Origin of the sequence: Caulobacter endophyticus, from assembly GCF_029543245.1 — a bacterium.
Lineage (GTDB): Bacteria > Pseudomonadota > Alphaproteobacteria > Caulobacterales > Caulobacteraceae > Caulobacter > Caulobacter endophyticus_A.
On record NZ_JARQWV010000005.1, the window covers coordinates 104351 to 118553 of the forward strand.

General features: G+C 71.3%; 12 protein-coding genes. 4 read left to right on the plus strand and 8 right to left on the minus strand.

Annotated elements, in window-relative coordinates:
* Positions 1-33 precede the first annotated feature (33 nt).
* Positions 34-711, minus strand: a complete 678-nt coding sequence (gene mtgA, locus P7A99_RS06395; RefSeq protein WP_277793086.1) for a monofunctional biosynthetic peptidoglycan transglycosylase — start codon at positions 709-711, stop codon at positions 34-36.
* Positions 712-812: 101 nt separating this feature from the next.
* Here mtgA and P7A99_RS06400 point away from each other — a divergent pair, with 101 nt between their 5' ends.
* Together P7A99_RS06400 and P7A99_RS06405 are read left to right on the plus strand one after the other, a co-directional pair.
* A complete protein-coding gene (locus P7A99_RS06400) occupies positions 813-1475 on the plus strand; it encodes a nitroreductase (protein WP_277793211.1) in 663 nt (220 codons plus the stop codon).
* An 80-nt stretch (positions 1476-1555) separates the two neighbouring features.
* Positions 1556-2077: a hypothetical protein gene (locus P7A99_RS06405; RefSeq protein WP_277793087.1), complete on the plus strand. Its 522-nt coding sequence runs from the start codon at positions 1556-1558 to the stop codon at positions 2075-2077.
* Positions 2078-2152: 75 nt separating this feature from the next.
* Here the strand turns inward: P7A99_RS06405 and trxA are convergent, their stop codons facing one another.
* The 6 genes from trxA to tsaE form a co-directional block, all read right to left on the minus strand.
* Positions 2153-2488 (minus strand): thioredoxin, encoded by a 336-nt coding sequence (gene trxA / locus P7A99_RS06410; RefSeq protein WP_101717002.1) that lies wholly within the window; start codon positions 2486-2488, stop codon positions 2153-2155.
* A gap of 120 nt (positions 2489-2608) precedes the next feature.
* Positions 2609-6079 carry a double-strand break repair helicase AddA gene (gene addA, locus P7A99_RS06415; RefSeq protein ID WP_277793088.1) on the minus strand — a complete coding sequence of 1157 codons (3471 nt, stop codon included), beginning with the start codon at positions 6077-6079 and terminating at the stop codon, positions 2609-2611.
* Between the two features lie 276 nt (positions 6080-6355).
* Entirely contained in the window at positions 6356-9310 is a 2955-nt protein-coding gene (addB, locus tag P7A99_RS06420; protein WP_277793089.1) for a double-strand break repair protein AddB, read from the minus strand.
* Positions 9307-10020, minus strand: coding sequence for an N-acetylmuramate alpha-1-phosphate uridylyltransferase MurU (gene murU / locus P7A99_RS06425; RefSeq protein ID WP_277793090.1), 714 nt, complete (start codon positions 10018-10020; stop codon positions 9307-9309). Before murU ends, addB begins: the two co-directional genes overlap by 4 nt.
* On the minus strand, positions 10017-11102 hold the full coding sequence (gene amgK / locus P7A99_RS06430) for an N-acetylmuramate/N-acetylglucosamine kinase AmgK (RefSeq protein WP_277793091.1): 1086 nt from the start codon (positions 11100-11102) through the stop codon (positions 10017-10019). The genes murU and amgK overlap by 4 nt, the downstream gene beginning before the upstream one ends.
* Entirely contained in the window at positions 11092-11586 is a 495-nt protein-coding gene (gene tsaE / locus P7A99_RS06435; RefSeq protein WP_277793092.1) for a tRNA (adenosine(37)-N6)-threonylcarbamoyltransferase complex ATPase subunit type 1 TsaE, read from the minus strand. Before tsaE ends, amgK begins: the two co-directional genes overlap by 11 nt.
* Positions 11587-11702: 116 nt before the next feature.
* Between tsaE and P7A99_RS06440 the strand changes: the two genes are divergently transcribed.
* Complete coding sequence (locus P7A99_RS06440) at positions 11703-12338, plus strand: hypothetical protein (protein ID WP_277793093.1); 636 nt, start codon at positions 11703-11705, stop codon at positions 12336-12338.
* A 66-nt stretch (positions 12339-12404) separates the two neighbouring features.
* The gene (locus tag P7A99_RS06445; protein WP_277793094.1) at positions 12405-12812 is read left to right on the plus strand and encodes a hypothetical protein; all 408 of its coding nucleotides are present in this window, start codon (positions 12405-12407) and stop codon (positions 12810-12812) included.
* A gap of 113 nt (positions 12813-12925) precedes the next feature.
* Here the strand turns inward: P7A99_RS06445 and P7A99_RS06450 are convergent, their stop codons facing one another.
* Positions 12926-14113, minus strand: a complete 1188-nt coding sequence (locus P7A99_RS06450) for an acetyl-CoA C-acyltransferase (RefSeq protein ID WP_277793095.1) — start codon at positions 14111-14113, stop codon at positions 12926-12928.
* Positions 14114-14203: the final 90 nt, after the last annotated feature.

Consider the following 14203-nt stretch of genomic DNA (forward strand, 5'->3'; position numbering starts at 1 on the left):
TCCTGAGCCCGTCGAAGGATAAGGGGCGGTTCCTCAGATCACGCAGGCAGCCAGGCCGTCGCGGCGCACCGTGCCCGAGGCGGCGCCGATCCGCCGCGAGCGCTTCTGGACGTAGCGGCCGGGCTTGACCGCCTTCCACTTCAGGGGGCTGGGCAGGATCGCCGCCAGCCTGGCCGACTGGGCCGGGGTCAGCTTGGCGGCGCTGACGCCGAAATAGCGCTGGGCGGCGGCTTCCGCGCCATAGATGCCGGGGCCGAACTCGATGGAGTTCAGATAGACCTCCATGATCCGCTGCTTGCCCCAGCCCACTTCGATCAGCACCGTGAACCAGGCTTCCAGGCCCTTGCGCAGGTACGAGCGGTCCGGCCACAGGAAGACGTTCTTGGCGGTCTGCTGGCTGATGGTCGAGCCGCCGCGCACCTTCTTGCCCTTCTCGTTGTTCTCATAGGCCTTCTGCAGGGCCTCGACGTCGAAGCCGTGGTGCTCGCAGAAGCGGGCGTCCTCGGCGGCGATCAGGGCGCGCGGCAGGCTGGGCGAGACCTTGCTCAGCGGCCGCCAGCGGTGGTCCCAGCCCTTGCCCTCGACGGCGCGAATGACCATCAGCGGCGTCGCGGGCACCGGCACGAAGCGATAGATCAGCACCGCCAGGATCGGCCCGGCCACCAGCACGATGAACAGCGCCAGGAAGATGTTGCGCAGCAGAACTTTCAAAACTTGGGCGCCCCTTGCCTTGACCTTGCGGCCGGATGCTAACCAACGAGGAAGACAGCCGATAGGGTGCGTTGGTTAGGGAGGCCTTGATGCCAGATTCAGTGACCGTGTCGCAGGCCGTCGCCGCGCGGTTCTCGGCGCGGGCGTTCAAGCCCGACCCGGTCTCGGGAGAAACGGTGCGGGCCATCCTCGAGGCCGCCGCCCGCGCGCCCTCCGGCGGCAATCTCCAGCCCTGGCGGGTGCACGCCATTGCCGGTGACGTGCTCGCCGAGTTCAAGGCCAAGGTCGCCGCTCGCCTGGGCTCGCCCGACGAGGCGCAGTACGCGGTCTATCCGGCCAACCTCTGGGAGCCGTTCCGCACCCGCCGCTTTCAGGTCGGCGAGGACCTCTACGGGGCGCTGGAAATTCCCCGCGAGGACAAGATCGGCCGTCTCAAGCAGTTCGCCCGCAACGCCGAGTTCTTCGGGGCGCCGGTGGGCCTGTTCTTCTCCATCGACCGCAAGCTGGGTCCGCCGCAGTGGTCGGACCTGGGCATGTACATGCAGACGGTGATGCTGCTGGCCACCGAAGCGGGCCTGGCCACCTGCGCCCAGGAGTTCTGGTCGGCCTATGGCGCCCTCTCCGCCGAATTCCTTGGGCTGCCCGACGACCACATGGTGTTTTCCGGCATGGCGCTGGGCGTCGCCGACGAGGCCGCGCCGGTGAACCAGTGGCGCTCACGGCGGGATGATTTCGAGACCTGGGGGGAATTGCGGGGCTTCTAGGTGTCGCAACCTTGCCGAGGGTGTTGCGCACTCAAGGTTGAGGGCCTAGCGTCGCCAAAAGCGTTGGAGGAAGTGACCCCATGAAGATGATCCTCGCGGGCCTGGCCGCCCTGTCGTTCGTCGCCCCGGCCGCGGCCCAGGAATGGCCCCAGCAGGACTGGCGGGTCAGCAAGATCACCAACATGTCGGTTCAGCTGCCGATCAGCGCCCTTTCCGATGGCGGCGTCAGCATGACCTACCCGGCGGGGCTCTACAGCCCGGAGCGGCGCAACATTCGCCCCGCGCCCGCCGGCCGCCAGAACCTTGCCGTGGACGTCGGCTCGATCCAGCGCCAGGGCAAGGTCGCGCTCGTCCGCTACTTCGTGTGGCCGGAGGACAAGTCGAGCTACACCGAGATCTCCTCGCGGATCGACTGCGGCCGCACCGGCGAGCAGATCAACGCCGTGCGCGTCTATGACGAGGGCTTCAGCCTGATCGGCGGCCACGACCAGAAGCTGCGGCGCACCGACGCCACGGCCCGCGCCGTGGCCACCCAGGTCTGCGGCGCGGCCCGCACCAATGTCAGCGGCAAGTCGCTGCCGGAAATCGTCAAGGGCGGCTGAGGCCGAGCGGGTTTCGAGCAACAAAAAGCCCCGGCCGAAAGACCGGGGCTTCTTCTTTTCGAGGCGAGGCCGCGCTTAGGCGGTCTGCTTGACGCCGGCTTCGGCCAGCCACTCGACGATCTTGCTCTTGGGCATGGCGCCGACCTTCATCGAGGTCATCTGGCCGCCGCGGAACAGCATCATCGTCGGGATGCCGCGCACGCCGTAGCGGGCGGGGGTCATCTGGTTCTCGTCGATGTCGATCTTGGCGACCACGACCTGGTCGGCGAGCTCTTCGGAGATCTGCTCCAGGGCCGGGGCGATCTGCTTGCACGGGCCGCACCACGTGGCCCAGAAGTCGACGAGCACGGGGCCCTCGGCTTGCAGGACGTCTTGTTCGAAGGTGGCGTCGGTCACCGCAACGGTGCTCATGGTCTGGCTCCTGGCTGGCGCGGCGGGTCGGGGGGATCGTCGCGCTAAATTGATAACAGTGGCGGTTGCGACCGCCTCTTGATCGAAGATGTAGGCGCGGGGGACGCGTCCGGCAATAACTCAGAAGAGGCGCGAAAGCGCCGCGGCCCGCACGTTTTCTGGAACGACCATCAGTTTGGGACCGTCCGTCCACACGATCGCCGCCTCGATTCGGCGGCCCGGGAAGATCTCGGCCAGCACCGCCGCATAGACCGCCATCTGCGACAGATAGGCCGGATCGGCGTCCTCGATGCGGTCGGGCGAGGGGCGGTTGGTCTTGTAGTCGACCACCAGCACCCGCTCGGGATCGACCACCAGTCGGTCGACCCGGCCCGAGATCGCCATGCCCGCCGGCAGGGCCGCGGCGGCCCCGGCCAGCGAGGCTTCGGCGCGAGAGCCGGGGCCGAACACGGCGGCGAAGCGGTCGTCCTCCAGCACGCCGAAGGCGGCGGCGGTCATCTCGGTGCGCTGGGCGTCGGTCAGGTCGCGCTCGGCGGCCAGCAGGCGCGCGGCCGCGGCCCGTCGCCCGGCCGGGACGATATCGGGCAGCAGCTGCAGCAGCCGGTGGATGATCTCGCCCCGGCGATAGCGGCCCAGGCCCTCGATCTTCGCCAAGGGGGAAGGCGCCGAGCCGACCGCCTCCTCCTCGGCCTCCAGCGCCGAGGGCGCGGCCCAGCGGGCGCCGGCCGAGACGGGATCCGCAGCCCGCCGGGCCCAGTCGGGCAGGGGGGCGGGCGGCGTCTCGACCAGCTCGGCGGCCGGGGGGGCGGGCAGGGGATCGGGGCCGTAGCGCAGCACCCCGGTCTCCTCGTCGATCGTCCGCACGTCACCCTCGACCTTGGGATGGGCGAAGGCGGCGCGGGCGGCGGCGTACCAGCCGCCGACGTTTTCGTCCTTGGTCCGCGCGTCGATGCGGCCGCACAGCACCAGACGATCCCGCGCCCGCGTCAGGCCCACATAGAGCAGGCGGTAAGCCTCCTGCTGGGCCTTGTCTTCGCGCAGTTTCCGCGCCGCCGCCGAGGCCTCGCAGTCCTGCTTGCCCGAGGCGCACCACAGGAAGCCCTTGTCCGCGGTGGCCAGCAGCGGCGAGCCGCGCGCCCCGCCCTTCATCGTCGTTTCGGGCAGGAAGACGATCGGCGCCTCCAGGCCCTTGGCGCCGTGGGCGGTCATCACCCGCACCTGCCGGCGCACGCCCTCCATCTCGCGCTTGACGACGATGTCCAGCGCGGCGAACTCGGCCACCAGGGTCTCCAGGTCGCGCACGCCGCGGGCCTCGGCGTTGGTGATCTGGGCCAGGAACTCGTCCAGGGCGTCGGCGGCCTCCTCGCCCAGGCGGGTGAGGGCGCGGGCGCGGTTGCTGACGTGGTTGGCGTCGAGCTTGCCCAGGAACAGGGCGTAGAATTCGTAAGGCTGACGACGACGGCGGGCGGTCAGCGCCCAGTCCAGCAGGGCGTGGGCCTCGCGCCAGGCCGGACGCTCGTCGGCCCGCGCCGACAGCACGCCCCACAGCGTTCCTTTCCGCCCTTTGGCCAGGGCGTAGAGATCATCGTCGGTCAGGGCGCAGAACGGGCTCTTGAGCAGCGCCGCCAGCGTCAGATCATCGTCCGGGAACAGGCAGAAGCGGCCCAGCGCCAGGAGGTCGTCGAACACGATGTGGGCCGACAGCGACAGCCGGTCGGCGCCGGCCACCGGCACGCCACGCCGCTTCAGCGCCCGCAGCACCTCCTCGAACAGCGCCTTGCGCCGCCGCACCAGCACCAGCACGTCGCCGTAGTGGGCGGGGCGCCAGACGCGGGCGTCCTTGTCGAACACCGCGTCGCCGCGCTCGACCAGGGCCTTGATCTCGGCGGCGATCTTTTCGGCCAGGCGGCGGTTGGCGCCCTGCTCGGTCTCGACGTCGAGCGGCGCGTCCCAGGCCTCCCGCTCGGCGGCGACCGGTTCGCGCTCCAGCGGCCACAGGTCGACGCAGCCCGGATGGTCCTTGCGGAAGGCCACGTGGGCGGGGATGTCCTCGCCCGTGGGGGCCAGGCCCAGCCGGGCGTCGGGCGCCTCGAACAGGGCGTCGACGAAATCCAGCACCTGGCGTGTCGAGCGGTACGAAGTCGACAGCGGCACGGCCCGCCCCACCCGGCCGACGGCCTCGATGCGGGCGATGTACTGTTGCGTCTCGATCAGCAGCCGCTCGGGCTGGGCGCCCTGGAACGAATAGATCGACTGCTTCTCGTCGCCGACGATGAACAGGGTGCGGCCGTCGGCGGCCTTGCCGTCGCGGCCCGGCGCCCCGGCCCCGGCGAAGAAGTCCTCGGTCAGGGCCGACAGGATCTCCCACTGCTCGGGGGCGGTGTCCTGGGCCTCGTCCAGCAGGATGTGGGATACCCCGCCGTCCAGCTTGTAGAGCACCCAGGCCGCGTCGACCTTGCGGGTCAGCAGGTCGCGGGTCTTCTCGATCAGGTCGGAGAAGTCGAGCGCGCCATGGGCCTGCTTCTGCGCGATGAACTCGGCCAGATAGAGCGCCGCCAGCCGCATGGCCGCGACGCTGTCCTCGGCCACCTTGGCGGCGCGGAGGAACTCACGGGCCTCCTCCAGGCGCTCCTGCTCGGCCAGCAGCTGCTCGCGCAGGTCCTCGCGGCTTTTCAGGCCCGAGGTCTTGCCGACCCAGGTCGCCGGCGTGCCGACGCCCTTCTCGGTGAACAGCACGGCCAGGGCGTCGTCGAGCGTGGCGGCGGGATTGGTCGCCACCGCCCGCATCTGGTCGGCGCACTTGATGTCGGTCTTGCCGCCGCCCGACAGCACGTCGGCGACCGAGCGCCAGAACACCGGATCCAGGTCGTCCATGGCCTGGGCGGCGATCTCTTCGGCGGTGGTCGGCTCGGGAAAGCCGCAGGCTTGCCAGATGTCGGCGATCACGCCCTCCAGGCCGCCGGCGCGGTCGAGATAGGCGGCGATGTTGGCGCGCTGGTGCTCGAAGGTGGCGAACATCGCCTCGAACGAGGCGAAGTCCAGCGCCACCGAGAAGCGGGCATAGGCCTGGGAGAATTCGTTGTCGGTGGCGGTGACGAAGGCGGCCAGCTTGTGCAGGGCGGCCTGGGCCACGGCGGCCGAAGCGCCGTCGTCCATCACCTCGAAGCCTGGCGAGACGCCGGCCTCGATCGGAAAACGCCGCAGCAGCTTCTCGCAGAAGGCGTGGATGGTCTGGATCTTCAGGCCGCCGGGCGTCTCCAGCGCCTTGGCGAACAGGCTGCGGGCCTTCGACAGGGCCAGGGCGTCGAAGTCGCTTTCCGGGCGGTCGACCAGACCCGCGATCTCGGCGCGCAGGGCCTCGTCGGGCGTGACGCACCACTTGCCCAGGCGGTCGAACAGCCGGTGCTGCATCTCGGCGGCGGCGGCCTTGGTGTAGGTCACGCACAGGATCGCCGCCGGCTCGGCGCCGCCCAGCAGCAGGCGCGCGACCCGGTCGATCAGGGTCTTGGTCTTGCCCGAACCGGCGTTGGCCGTGACGAAGGCCGAGATGGCGGGGTCAGCGGCGAGGCGTTGGGGGTCGAGGACGGTCATGGGCGAACTCCTCCCCCGCAAAGCGGGGGAGGTGGCGCGCTGCGAATACGCAGCGTGACGGAGGGGGCGACCGCCGCTGCCCCGCCCAGTCTCGGGGCCGGGCGCGCGGCGGGGGCCGCCGGGCGCGGGCCACCGCGGCCGGGCGGGGGGGGGAGGGCCAGGTCGAGCGCGCGCCGGACGCGGCCCCGCCCAGTCTCGCCCCCTCCACCACTTCGTGGTCCCCCTCCCCCGGTCCACGGGGGAGGAGATTGCCGTGTCGCGCCAGGTCCAGCGCCCTCATTCCCCGTCCCCCTCGTCGCCGCTGGTCGACCACTCGAACACCCGGGCCAGGTGGCCGTAGTCGCCGGCATGGTCGTGCACGAACTGCGGCGCGGTGCGCGACAGGTAGGGACGGTCGGGATCGTCGTACTTGCGGATCAGCTCCACGAGGCCGTCGAAGGCCTTGCGGGCGGCCTCCTCGCTTTCGGGGCCGGCGGCGGCGCGGGTCTGTTCCTCGCCGGCCGGGCGGCGGCCGGTGACGCGCACATAGGTCAGGTCGCCCGGCGCGCGCGGGCCGATGTCCTTGAAGCCGCCGTTCTGCAGGATGGCGGCCGTCAGGGTCAGCTGCGGCGAGAAGCCGGTGTCGACCTGCTTCTGGCTGGGGGCCGCGCCGGTCTTGTAGTCGAGGATGTGGGCGGCGTCGCCGTCGCGGGTGGGCTCGATGCGGTCGGTCTTGGCCGTCAGGGTGAAGGGCCGGCCGTCGACCTGGAAGGCGATCTCGCCGGCGGCCTCGACCACGATCTTCTGCGCCCCCGCGCGGCGGCGGGCCTCCAGCTCCATGACCCACAGGGCGGCTTCGCGGGCCAGGGCGCGTTCACGCGCCAGGGCCGAGGGCGGCATGCCGGCGGCGACCAGTTCGGCGATGTAGAGGCCCTCGAATATCTCCGCGCCATCGGCCGGCAGGGCGTCGGGATAGGTCAAGGCGAACACCTCGAACGCCGCGTGGATCGCCGTGCCGCGCGCCCGCGCCTCCACCGGCTCGTCCGGACGGTCGAGGGGATAGAGCTTGAGGATGTCGCGCGCCCACACCGAATAGGGATCGCGGGTCAGGGCCTCGACGCGGGTGACGGCCATCCTGCGCGGGCGGTCCTCGACCGGCGGGCAGGGGGCGGGCCGCTTGACCGGGGCGTAAGGGCCGGGTGCGTCCAGGGCGCGGGCCCAGTCCAGCACGTCGGAGCGCTCGGTCAGGGAGAGGCCCGCGCCGCGCGCCAGGGTCTTCATCCGCCACAGCCAGCGGCTCTCGACGGCCGGCGCGCCGCCGCGACGCTGGCTGTGCACCAGGATCACGTCGGGGGCGCTGGCGGCCTGGGCGAAGTCGTGGGCGGTCAGGCCGATCTTCCGCTCGGGCGGCGGCAGGCCGAGCTTGCCGCGCATCGGCCGCGACAGGAACGGGTCGATCGGCGCGGCCTGCGGCCAGACGCCTTCCTCCAGCCCCGCCAGGATCAGGCGGTCGGCGCGGACGAGACGGGCCTCGATGGCGCCCAGCATGCGCAGCTGCGGATGGGTGGCGCCGCCGACGCGCAGGGTCTCCTCGTCGACCAGCCGGCCCAGCAGGTCGAGGAAGCCCAGCGGATTGGTCGGCGGCAGGGCCTGGCCGTCGTCGATCAGCGCCGAGACCAGCGCCGCCAGCGCCTCGCCGCCCGAACCGGCCCACAGCTGTGACGGCTCGACCAGGCTTTCCAGCGCTTTCGCCAGCGCTTCGGCGGCCAGGTGCGGCGGGGCGACGGGACCGGCGGCATAGGGGGCGCAGGCGATCTCGACGGCGGCGTGGATGCGGCGGGCCAGGTCCTGGGCCTCGGGGTGTTCGGCGATCCGGCGTTCCAGGGCGGCGGCGTCCACCGGCGCGGGGCCGCGCAGGCCCTTGAGCTCCAGCGTCCGGGCGGCCTCGTCGGCCTTCAGCAGCGGGTGCTTGGCCACCGACAGCAGGCCGACGGGATCCAGCGGGGCCAGCACCAGGGCGGCCAGCTTGCGGGCCAGCACCGCCGGGGCCGAGGCCGCCAGCGGCGCGCCGGCCGAGCTGTCGGGCACGACGCCCCAGCGGGCCAGATAGAGACCCGCCCGGCGGGCCAGCTGCTGGTCGGGGGTGACGAGGGCGGCGGTCTTGCCCGGGGTCTCCAGCGCCTCGCGCAGCAGCAGGGCGCAGGCCAGGGCGGCCTCTTCCTCGCCCGAGGCGTTGACGAGGGACAGGCCCGACAGGCCCTCGGCGATCGGGTCGACTCTGGCGGACTCCGCCCGCAGCTTGGCGATCTGGGCCAGCCAGTCGGCGGTGGCCTCGGCCGGGCGCAGGGCCTCGTTGACCAGGCGGCGGCGCCAGCGGCCGCGGCTGTCGGCCTCGTTGCGCCAGCGGCGGACGACGCCGCGATCGACGCCCGCACGGTGGAGAAGTCGGCGCATGGCCCCCTGGGGGTGCTGCTCGCCGACCTGGTCCCAGGCCTCGCCGGCCAGGTCTTCGTCCAGGCCCGGCAGCACAACGCAGCCCTGCGGCGCATTGGCGACGGCGATCAGCAGGTCGGCGGTGGCCGGCGCGGTGCCGGTCGAGCCGGCGGCGACCAGCACGCCCGGCGGCGGATTGGCCATCCACTGCTTGGCCAGTTCCCGCAGCAGGGCGACGCGACGGGCGCTGACGTCCATCATCTGGAGGTCTTGCAGACGGGAGGACCAGCCCTCGACCATGGCCCGGATGAAGCGGGCCGAGACCTGCCAGTGGGCGGCCAGGTCCCCGTCGGCCAGACCATCGAGGCGCTCGATGATCGGCACCTCCTCGATCTGGCAGCTGTCGAGCAGGTCGGACACGGCCTTGGCCATCTCCAGGGCCTGGCCGGCGCTGGGCGGGCTGTCGAGCAGCGAGGCGTTGTCGTGCACCAGCCGCGCCAGCTCGAACCGGCGGCGGCGACCCGAGACGGCCGGGGGCAGGTCCAGCGCCAGGTCGCCCGGCTCGAACGGCGGCTCGCCCTCGTCAAGGTCGCCCAGCGGGCGGATCTGCGGCAGCAGCACGGCCCGCCCGCCGTTCACCGCCAGGAAGGCGTCGGCCAGAGCTCGTGCGCCGCGCCGGGTGGGGGTCAGCAGGGTGGCGTGCGACAGGGCGTCGGGGCCCAGGTGCGAAAGGCGCTCCACGAGGCCGGCGGCCACGTCGTCGACGAACGGCCGGTGGGCTGGGATCGAGAACCAGCCGGAGCCGGCCGGGCCGCTCATTGCGCCAGCTTCGCCTCGGCCTCGTCGCGCGCGCCGGGATCGCCGACATGCATCCAGAAGCCGTCCATCACCACGCCGTGCACGCGGCCCAGCGGCGCCAGCCTGCGCCAGATGGTCGCCAGCGAGAACGCGCCGTCGGGGCCGTCGTCGACCAGGCCCGGCTTGCAGATGTGCACGCCCATATAGGCGAAAGGCGCGCTGGCGGCCTCGCCCCGGAAGGTCAGGGCGCCGTCGCCCGCCATGAAGAAGTCGCCGGCCCCGTCGAAGCCCAGGGTGCGGTCCAGCCGCGCCAGCAGCAGGCAGACGTCCATCTTTTCCGGATCCCAGGCCTTGGCCAGGGTCTCGATCGCGGGGGCGCCATCCTCGGTCCACACTGAGTCGATATTGGCGACGAACACCGGATCCTCGCCCAGCAGCGGCCGAGCCTTGCGCAGGCCGCCGCCGGTTTCGAGCAGTTCGCCGCGCTCGTCGGAGATGACGATCGCAGGCGCGCCCGTGCGGGTCTTCAGGTGGGCTTCCAGGCGGTCGGCGAAGGCGTGGACGTTGACCACGGCCGTCTCGACGCCCGCTTCGGCCAGACGGTCGAGCATGTGGTCGATCAGGGTGCGGCCGGCGACCTCGACCAGCGCCTTGGGCCGGTCGTTGGTCAGCGGGCGCATCCGGGTGCCCAGGCCGGCGGCCAGGACCATCGCTTTCTTCGGAGAGGTCATGCGCGGGCCTCCGCCGGGACGTGGGCGTCGAACCAGGACTTCAGCCCCGCCAGCGCCGGATCGGCCAGGCAGCTGTCGAGATAGCGCCACAGGCGCGGCATGAAGCTCTCGTACTTGGGCTTGCCGTCGCGGGTGACCAGGCGCGCGAAGATGCCGAGGATGCGGGCGATGTTGAGCGCCCCCAACGCGTGATAGTCGGCCAGGAACTGCGTGCGATCCAGGTCCGGCCGGGCGGCCAGGTAGCGGTCGAGGCCGCGCTGCTCGATCTGCGGCGACACGTCGCGGCGGGCGTCGTGCAGCAGCATAGAGAAGTCCCAGGCCGGGTGGGCGACCACGGCGTCCTGGAAGTCGATCAGGCCGACGCGGGCCGGGCCCTCGCGAGCCGGCAGCCACAGCAGGTTCTCGGCGTGATAGTCGCGGTGGCAGAAGACGCTGGCGCCGGCCTCGGCGCGGGCGCGGATCGGCGTCCACAGCGCCTGCCAGTCGGCGAGGGCCGCGGCGTCGAAGGTAACCGGCTTCAGCTTGGGCAGCCACTCGACGAACAGGTCCTGGGCCATCTGCAGCGCCAGGTCGTCATAGGTCAGCAGCGGCCAGGTCGAGCCGCCGGCCTCCAGCACCGCTGGGGGCCTGGCCGCGTGCAGGGCGACCAGGGCGTCGACGGCGGCGTCGTACATCAGGGGCTCGTCGCCGCCGTTGGCGATCACGGTGGCGTAGAGGTCGTCGCCCAGGTCTTCCAGCACGGCCAGGCCCAGGGCCGGCTCGGCGGCCAGCACCTCGGGGGCGGAAAGGCCTTGGGCCCGCAGCCAGCCGGCCACGGCCACGAAGGCGTCCACCCGGCCGGCGGCCAGGCGATAGGCGGCGTTGAAGCCCAGCGCGCGGCGCTCGTCGGGCGTGGCGCCGGGCGGGCAGGGGGCGGTCTCCAGGGCCGGCGGCTGGTCCATGAAGATGAAGGTCGCCTCGCCGCGATACAGGCGCTCGTACGAACGGGTCGAGGCGTCGCCGCCCAGCGGCTGGCGGCGTACGTCGCCATAGCCGTTACGGGCCAGGAAGTCGGCCTTCAGGGTCTCGCGGTCAGAGCTCAAGCTTGCGTTCCTTGAAGGCGCCGAAGGGGGTGATGCGGACGCGGCGCGCTTCGCCAGCCGTATCGTCCAGAACAGGCGAAATCTCTACATCGAGTCGGTGCGGGGGCAGGCGGCCCTCCAGGCGCTGGGGCCACTCGATCAGGGCCGCGCCGTCCTCCAGCGCCTCGAGCAGGCCGATCTCGTAGGCCTCGTCCGGGTCCTCCAGGCGATAGAGGTCGAAATGGGCCAGGGGGAACTCGGCCGCCTCGTAGAACTGCACCAGGGTGAAGGTCGGGCTGGGCACCTCTTCCTCGGGCGAGGTCAGGGCGCGTACCAGGGCCCGGGCCAGGGTCGACTTGCCCGCGCCGAGCGGGCCGTACAGGCACAGGGCCGCGCCGGGGAACAGCACGGCGGCCAGGCTCGCGCCCAGCGCCTTGGTCGCGGCCTCGTCGGCCAGGTCGATTTCGAGGGAGGCGGCGCCCCCGGGCGCCTGTGGCGTAGACATCGCGCCAATCTAGAGTCCCCCGCGCGGGCCTCAAGCGGCTTTCAGGAATTTTGCCGTCGCCGGGGCGCGCGGGGCGTCCTATCACCAGGGGAACAATCCCGAGAGGATCGGTCGAGATGAAGAACTGGAAGCTGTGGGCCGGCCTCGCCGCCGTGGTCGTGGTGATCGGCGCCGGCTGGTGGGCGTGGTGGAACTTCGAGCTGCGCTGGCGGCCCAAGACCATCACCAAGAACCAGGCCGAGATCGCCAGGATCCTCGAAGGCTCGGGCTGGGTGTCGCCGGGCCTGAAGGGCCCCAAGCTCTACATGATCAGCTTCCGCACCTGCCCCGACTGCGTCCGCTTCAAGAAGGAAGAGTACCCGGGCCTGCACAAGGCCGGGGTCGACACCCGCCTGATCGAGATCGCCCGCGCCGACCGCAACGGCGTGCCGAAGTCGACGCCGGTCGAGCGCGCGACGGTGGCCGAGCTGTGGCTCAACCGCTCGTGGGAACTGTCGGAAAAGTGGGACGCCACCCCCGTCGACGCCTGGACGGCCCCGGGCCTCAAGCCCGCCGACGGCGACATCGCCCGCACCGCCGTCATCGAGGCTGGCCGCAAGTCGGTCGAGGACCTGGTTCCGCTGCTCAAGAAGAACGGCGTCAACTTCGCCTATCCGCTGCTGGTCTGGTGGACGCCCGACGGCCAGATGAAGGCCTGCGCCTGCGAGCGGCGCGAGACCTATCGTTTCGTGCGGAAGGATCTGGGTCTGTAGATTTCGGGCTTGAATTGAGCCCGCCGTTTCCGTCTCGTGGCGGGCGAGTGAAACGGAGTAGAGCGTATGCGTCGGCTGTCCCTGGCGATTTCCCTGGTCCTGGCCCTGGCTGGGACCAGCGCCCATGCGGCGCCGGCCTTCGCGGCCCCAGCTGATCCCGCCCTCGGCGAACTGGGCAAGACCGACCGGCGCGCGCCCTTTCCCAAGCCGATGCAGGGCCGTTGGCGCGAGGCCGGCGATCCGTCCGTCGAGCTGATCGTGTCCGGCGGCGAGATCGTCTGGCAGGGCCGGGTGGTGGACTACGACAGCAAGGAAGTGACCCAGGAAGAGGGCGGGCTGACCGTCACCCTCGAGGTCTGGGGCTGGGAGCGGCAGGAAGCCCTGAAGCGCAGCATCACCGGCCTGGTGATCACGCCGGAGGGCGAGTTCCAGATCTTCAATCCCAAGTTCGCGGCGACCTTCGAGCGTCGCTAGGGGCGAAACCCTCGTCCTTCGACAGGCTCAGGATGAGGGTTTCGACTGCGGCTCGGCGCCGGCATTGGTCCTCACCCTGAGCGCGTCGAAGGGCGAGGACCAAGCGCGAGGGATCAGAAGATCTCGAACAGGCCGGCGGCGCCCATCCCGCCGCCGATGCACATGGTCACCACGCCCAGCTTGGCCTTGCGGCGCTTGCCTTCCAGCAGCAGGTGGCCGGCGCAGCGGGCGCCGGTCATGCCGAAGGGGTGGCCGATGGCGATCGAGCCGCCGTTGACGTTGTACTTCTCCGGATCGATGCCCAGGCGGTCGCGGCTGTAGAGGCACTGGCTGGCGAAAGCCTCGTTCAGCTCCCACAGATCGATGTCGTCGACCTTCAGGCCGTGGCGTTCCAGCAGACGCGGCACGGCGAACACGGGGCCGATGCCCATTTCGTCGGGCTCGCAGCCGGCGATGGCGAAGCCCTTGAACAGGCCCAGCGGCTCGAGATTGCGGCGGGCGGCCTCCTTGGCCTCCATCACCACCACGGCGGCCGCGCCGTCCGACAGCTGGCTGGCGTTGCCGGCGGTGATGAAGTTGCCCGGACCCTTGACGGGTTCAAGCTTGGCCAGGCCTTCGAGGGTGGTCTCGGGACGATTGCACTCGTCCTTGGTGACGGCGTAGTCGACCAGGCTCTCTTCCTTGGTCTCCTTGTTGACCACCTTCATCTTGGTGGCCATCGGCACGATCTCGTCGGCGAACAGGCCGGCGGCCTGGGCGGCGGCGATGCGCTGCTGGCTACGCAGCGCGTATTCGTCCTGGTATTCGCGGCTGACGTTGTAGCGCTTGGCGACGATGTCGGCGGTGTCGATCATCGCCATCCACAGGGCCGGCTTTTCCTTCATCAGCTTGTCTTCGGTGATGTGGAAGCGGTTCATGTGGCCGCCGCCCTGCACCAGCGAGATCGACTCCACGCCGCCGCCGATCGCCACCGGCGCGCCGTCGTTGCGGACGTAGTTGGCCGCGGTCGCGATGGCTTGCAGGCCCGACGAGCAGAAGCGGTTGACGGTCTGGCCCGAGGTGGTCACCGGCAGGCCGGCCCAGATGGCGGCGTTGCGGGCCACGTTCATGCCGGTGGCGCCTTCGGGGCCGCCGCAGCCCAGCACCACGTCCTCCACTTCCGGGCCGTCGAGGCCGGCGCGCGACACGGCGTGCTGGATGGCGTGGCCGGCCATGGCCGCGCCGTGGGTGTTGTTGAAGCCGCCGCGATTGGACTTGGCCAGGCCCGTCCGGGCGTAGGAGACGATGACCGCTTCGCGCATGGCGCTTCTTCCCTGTTTAAACGTTAGTTTGAATTTTCGTCACCGTAGGCCGGAAATTCGCCGGGGGAAAGATCACGTAAGCGTAAGGCG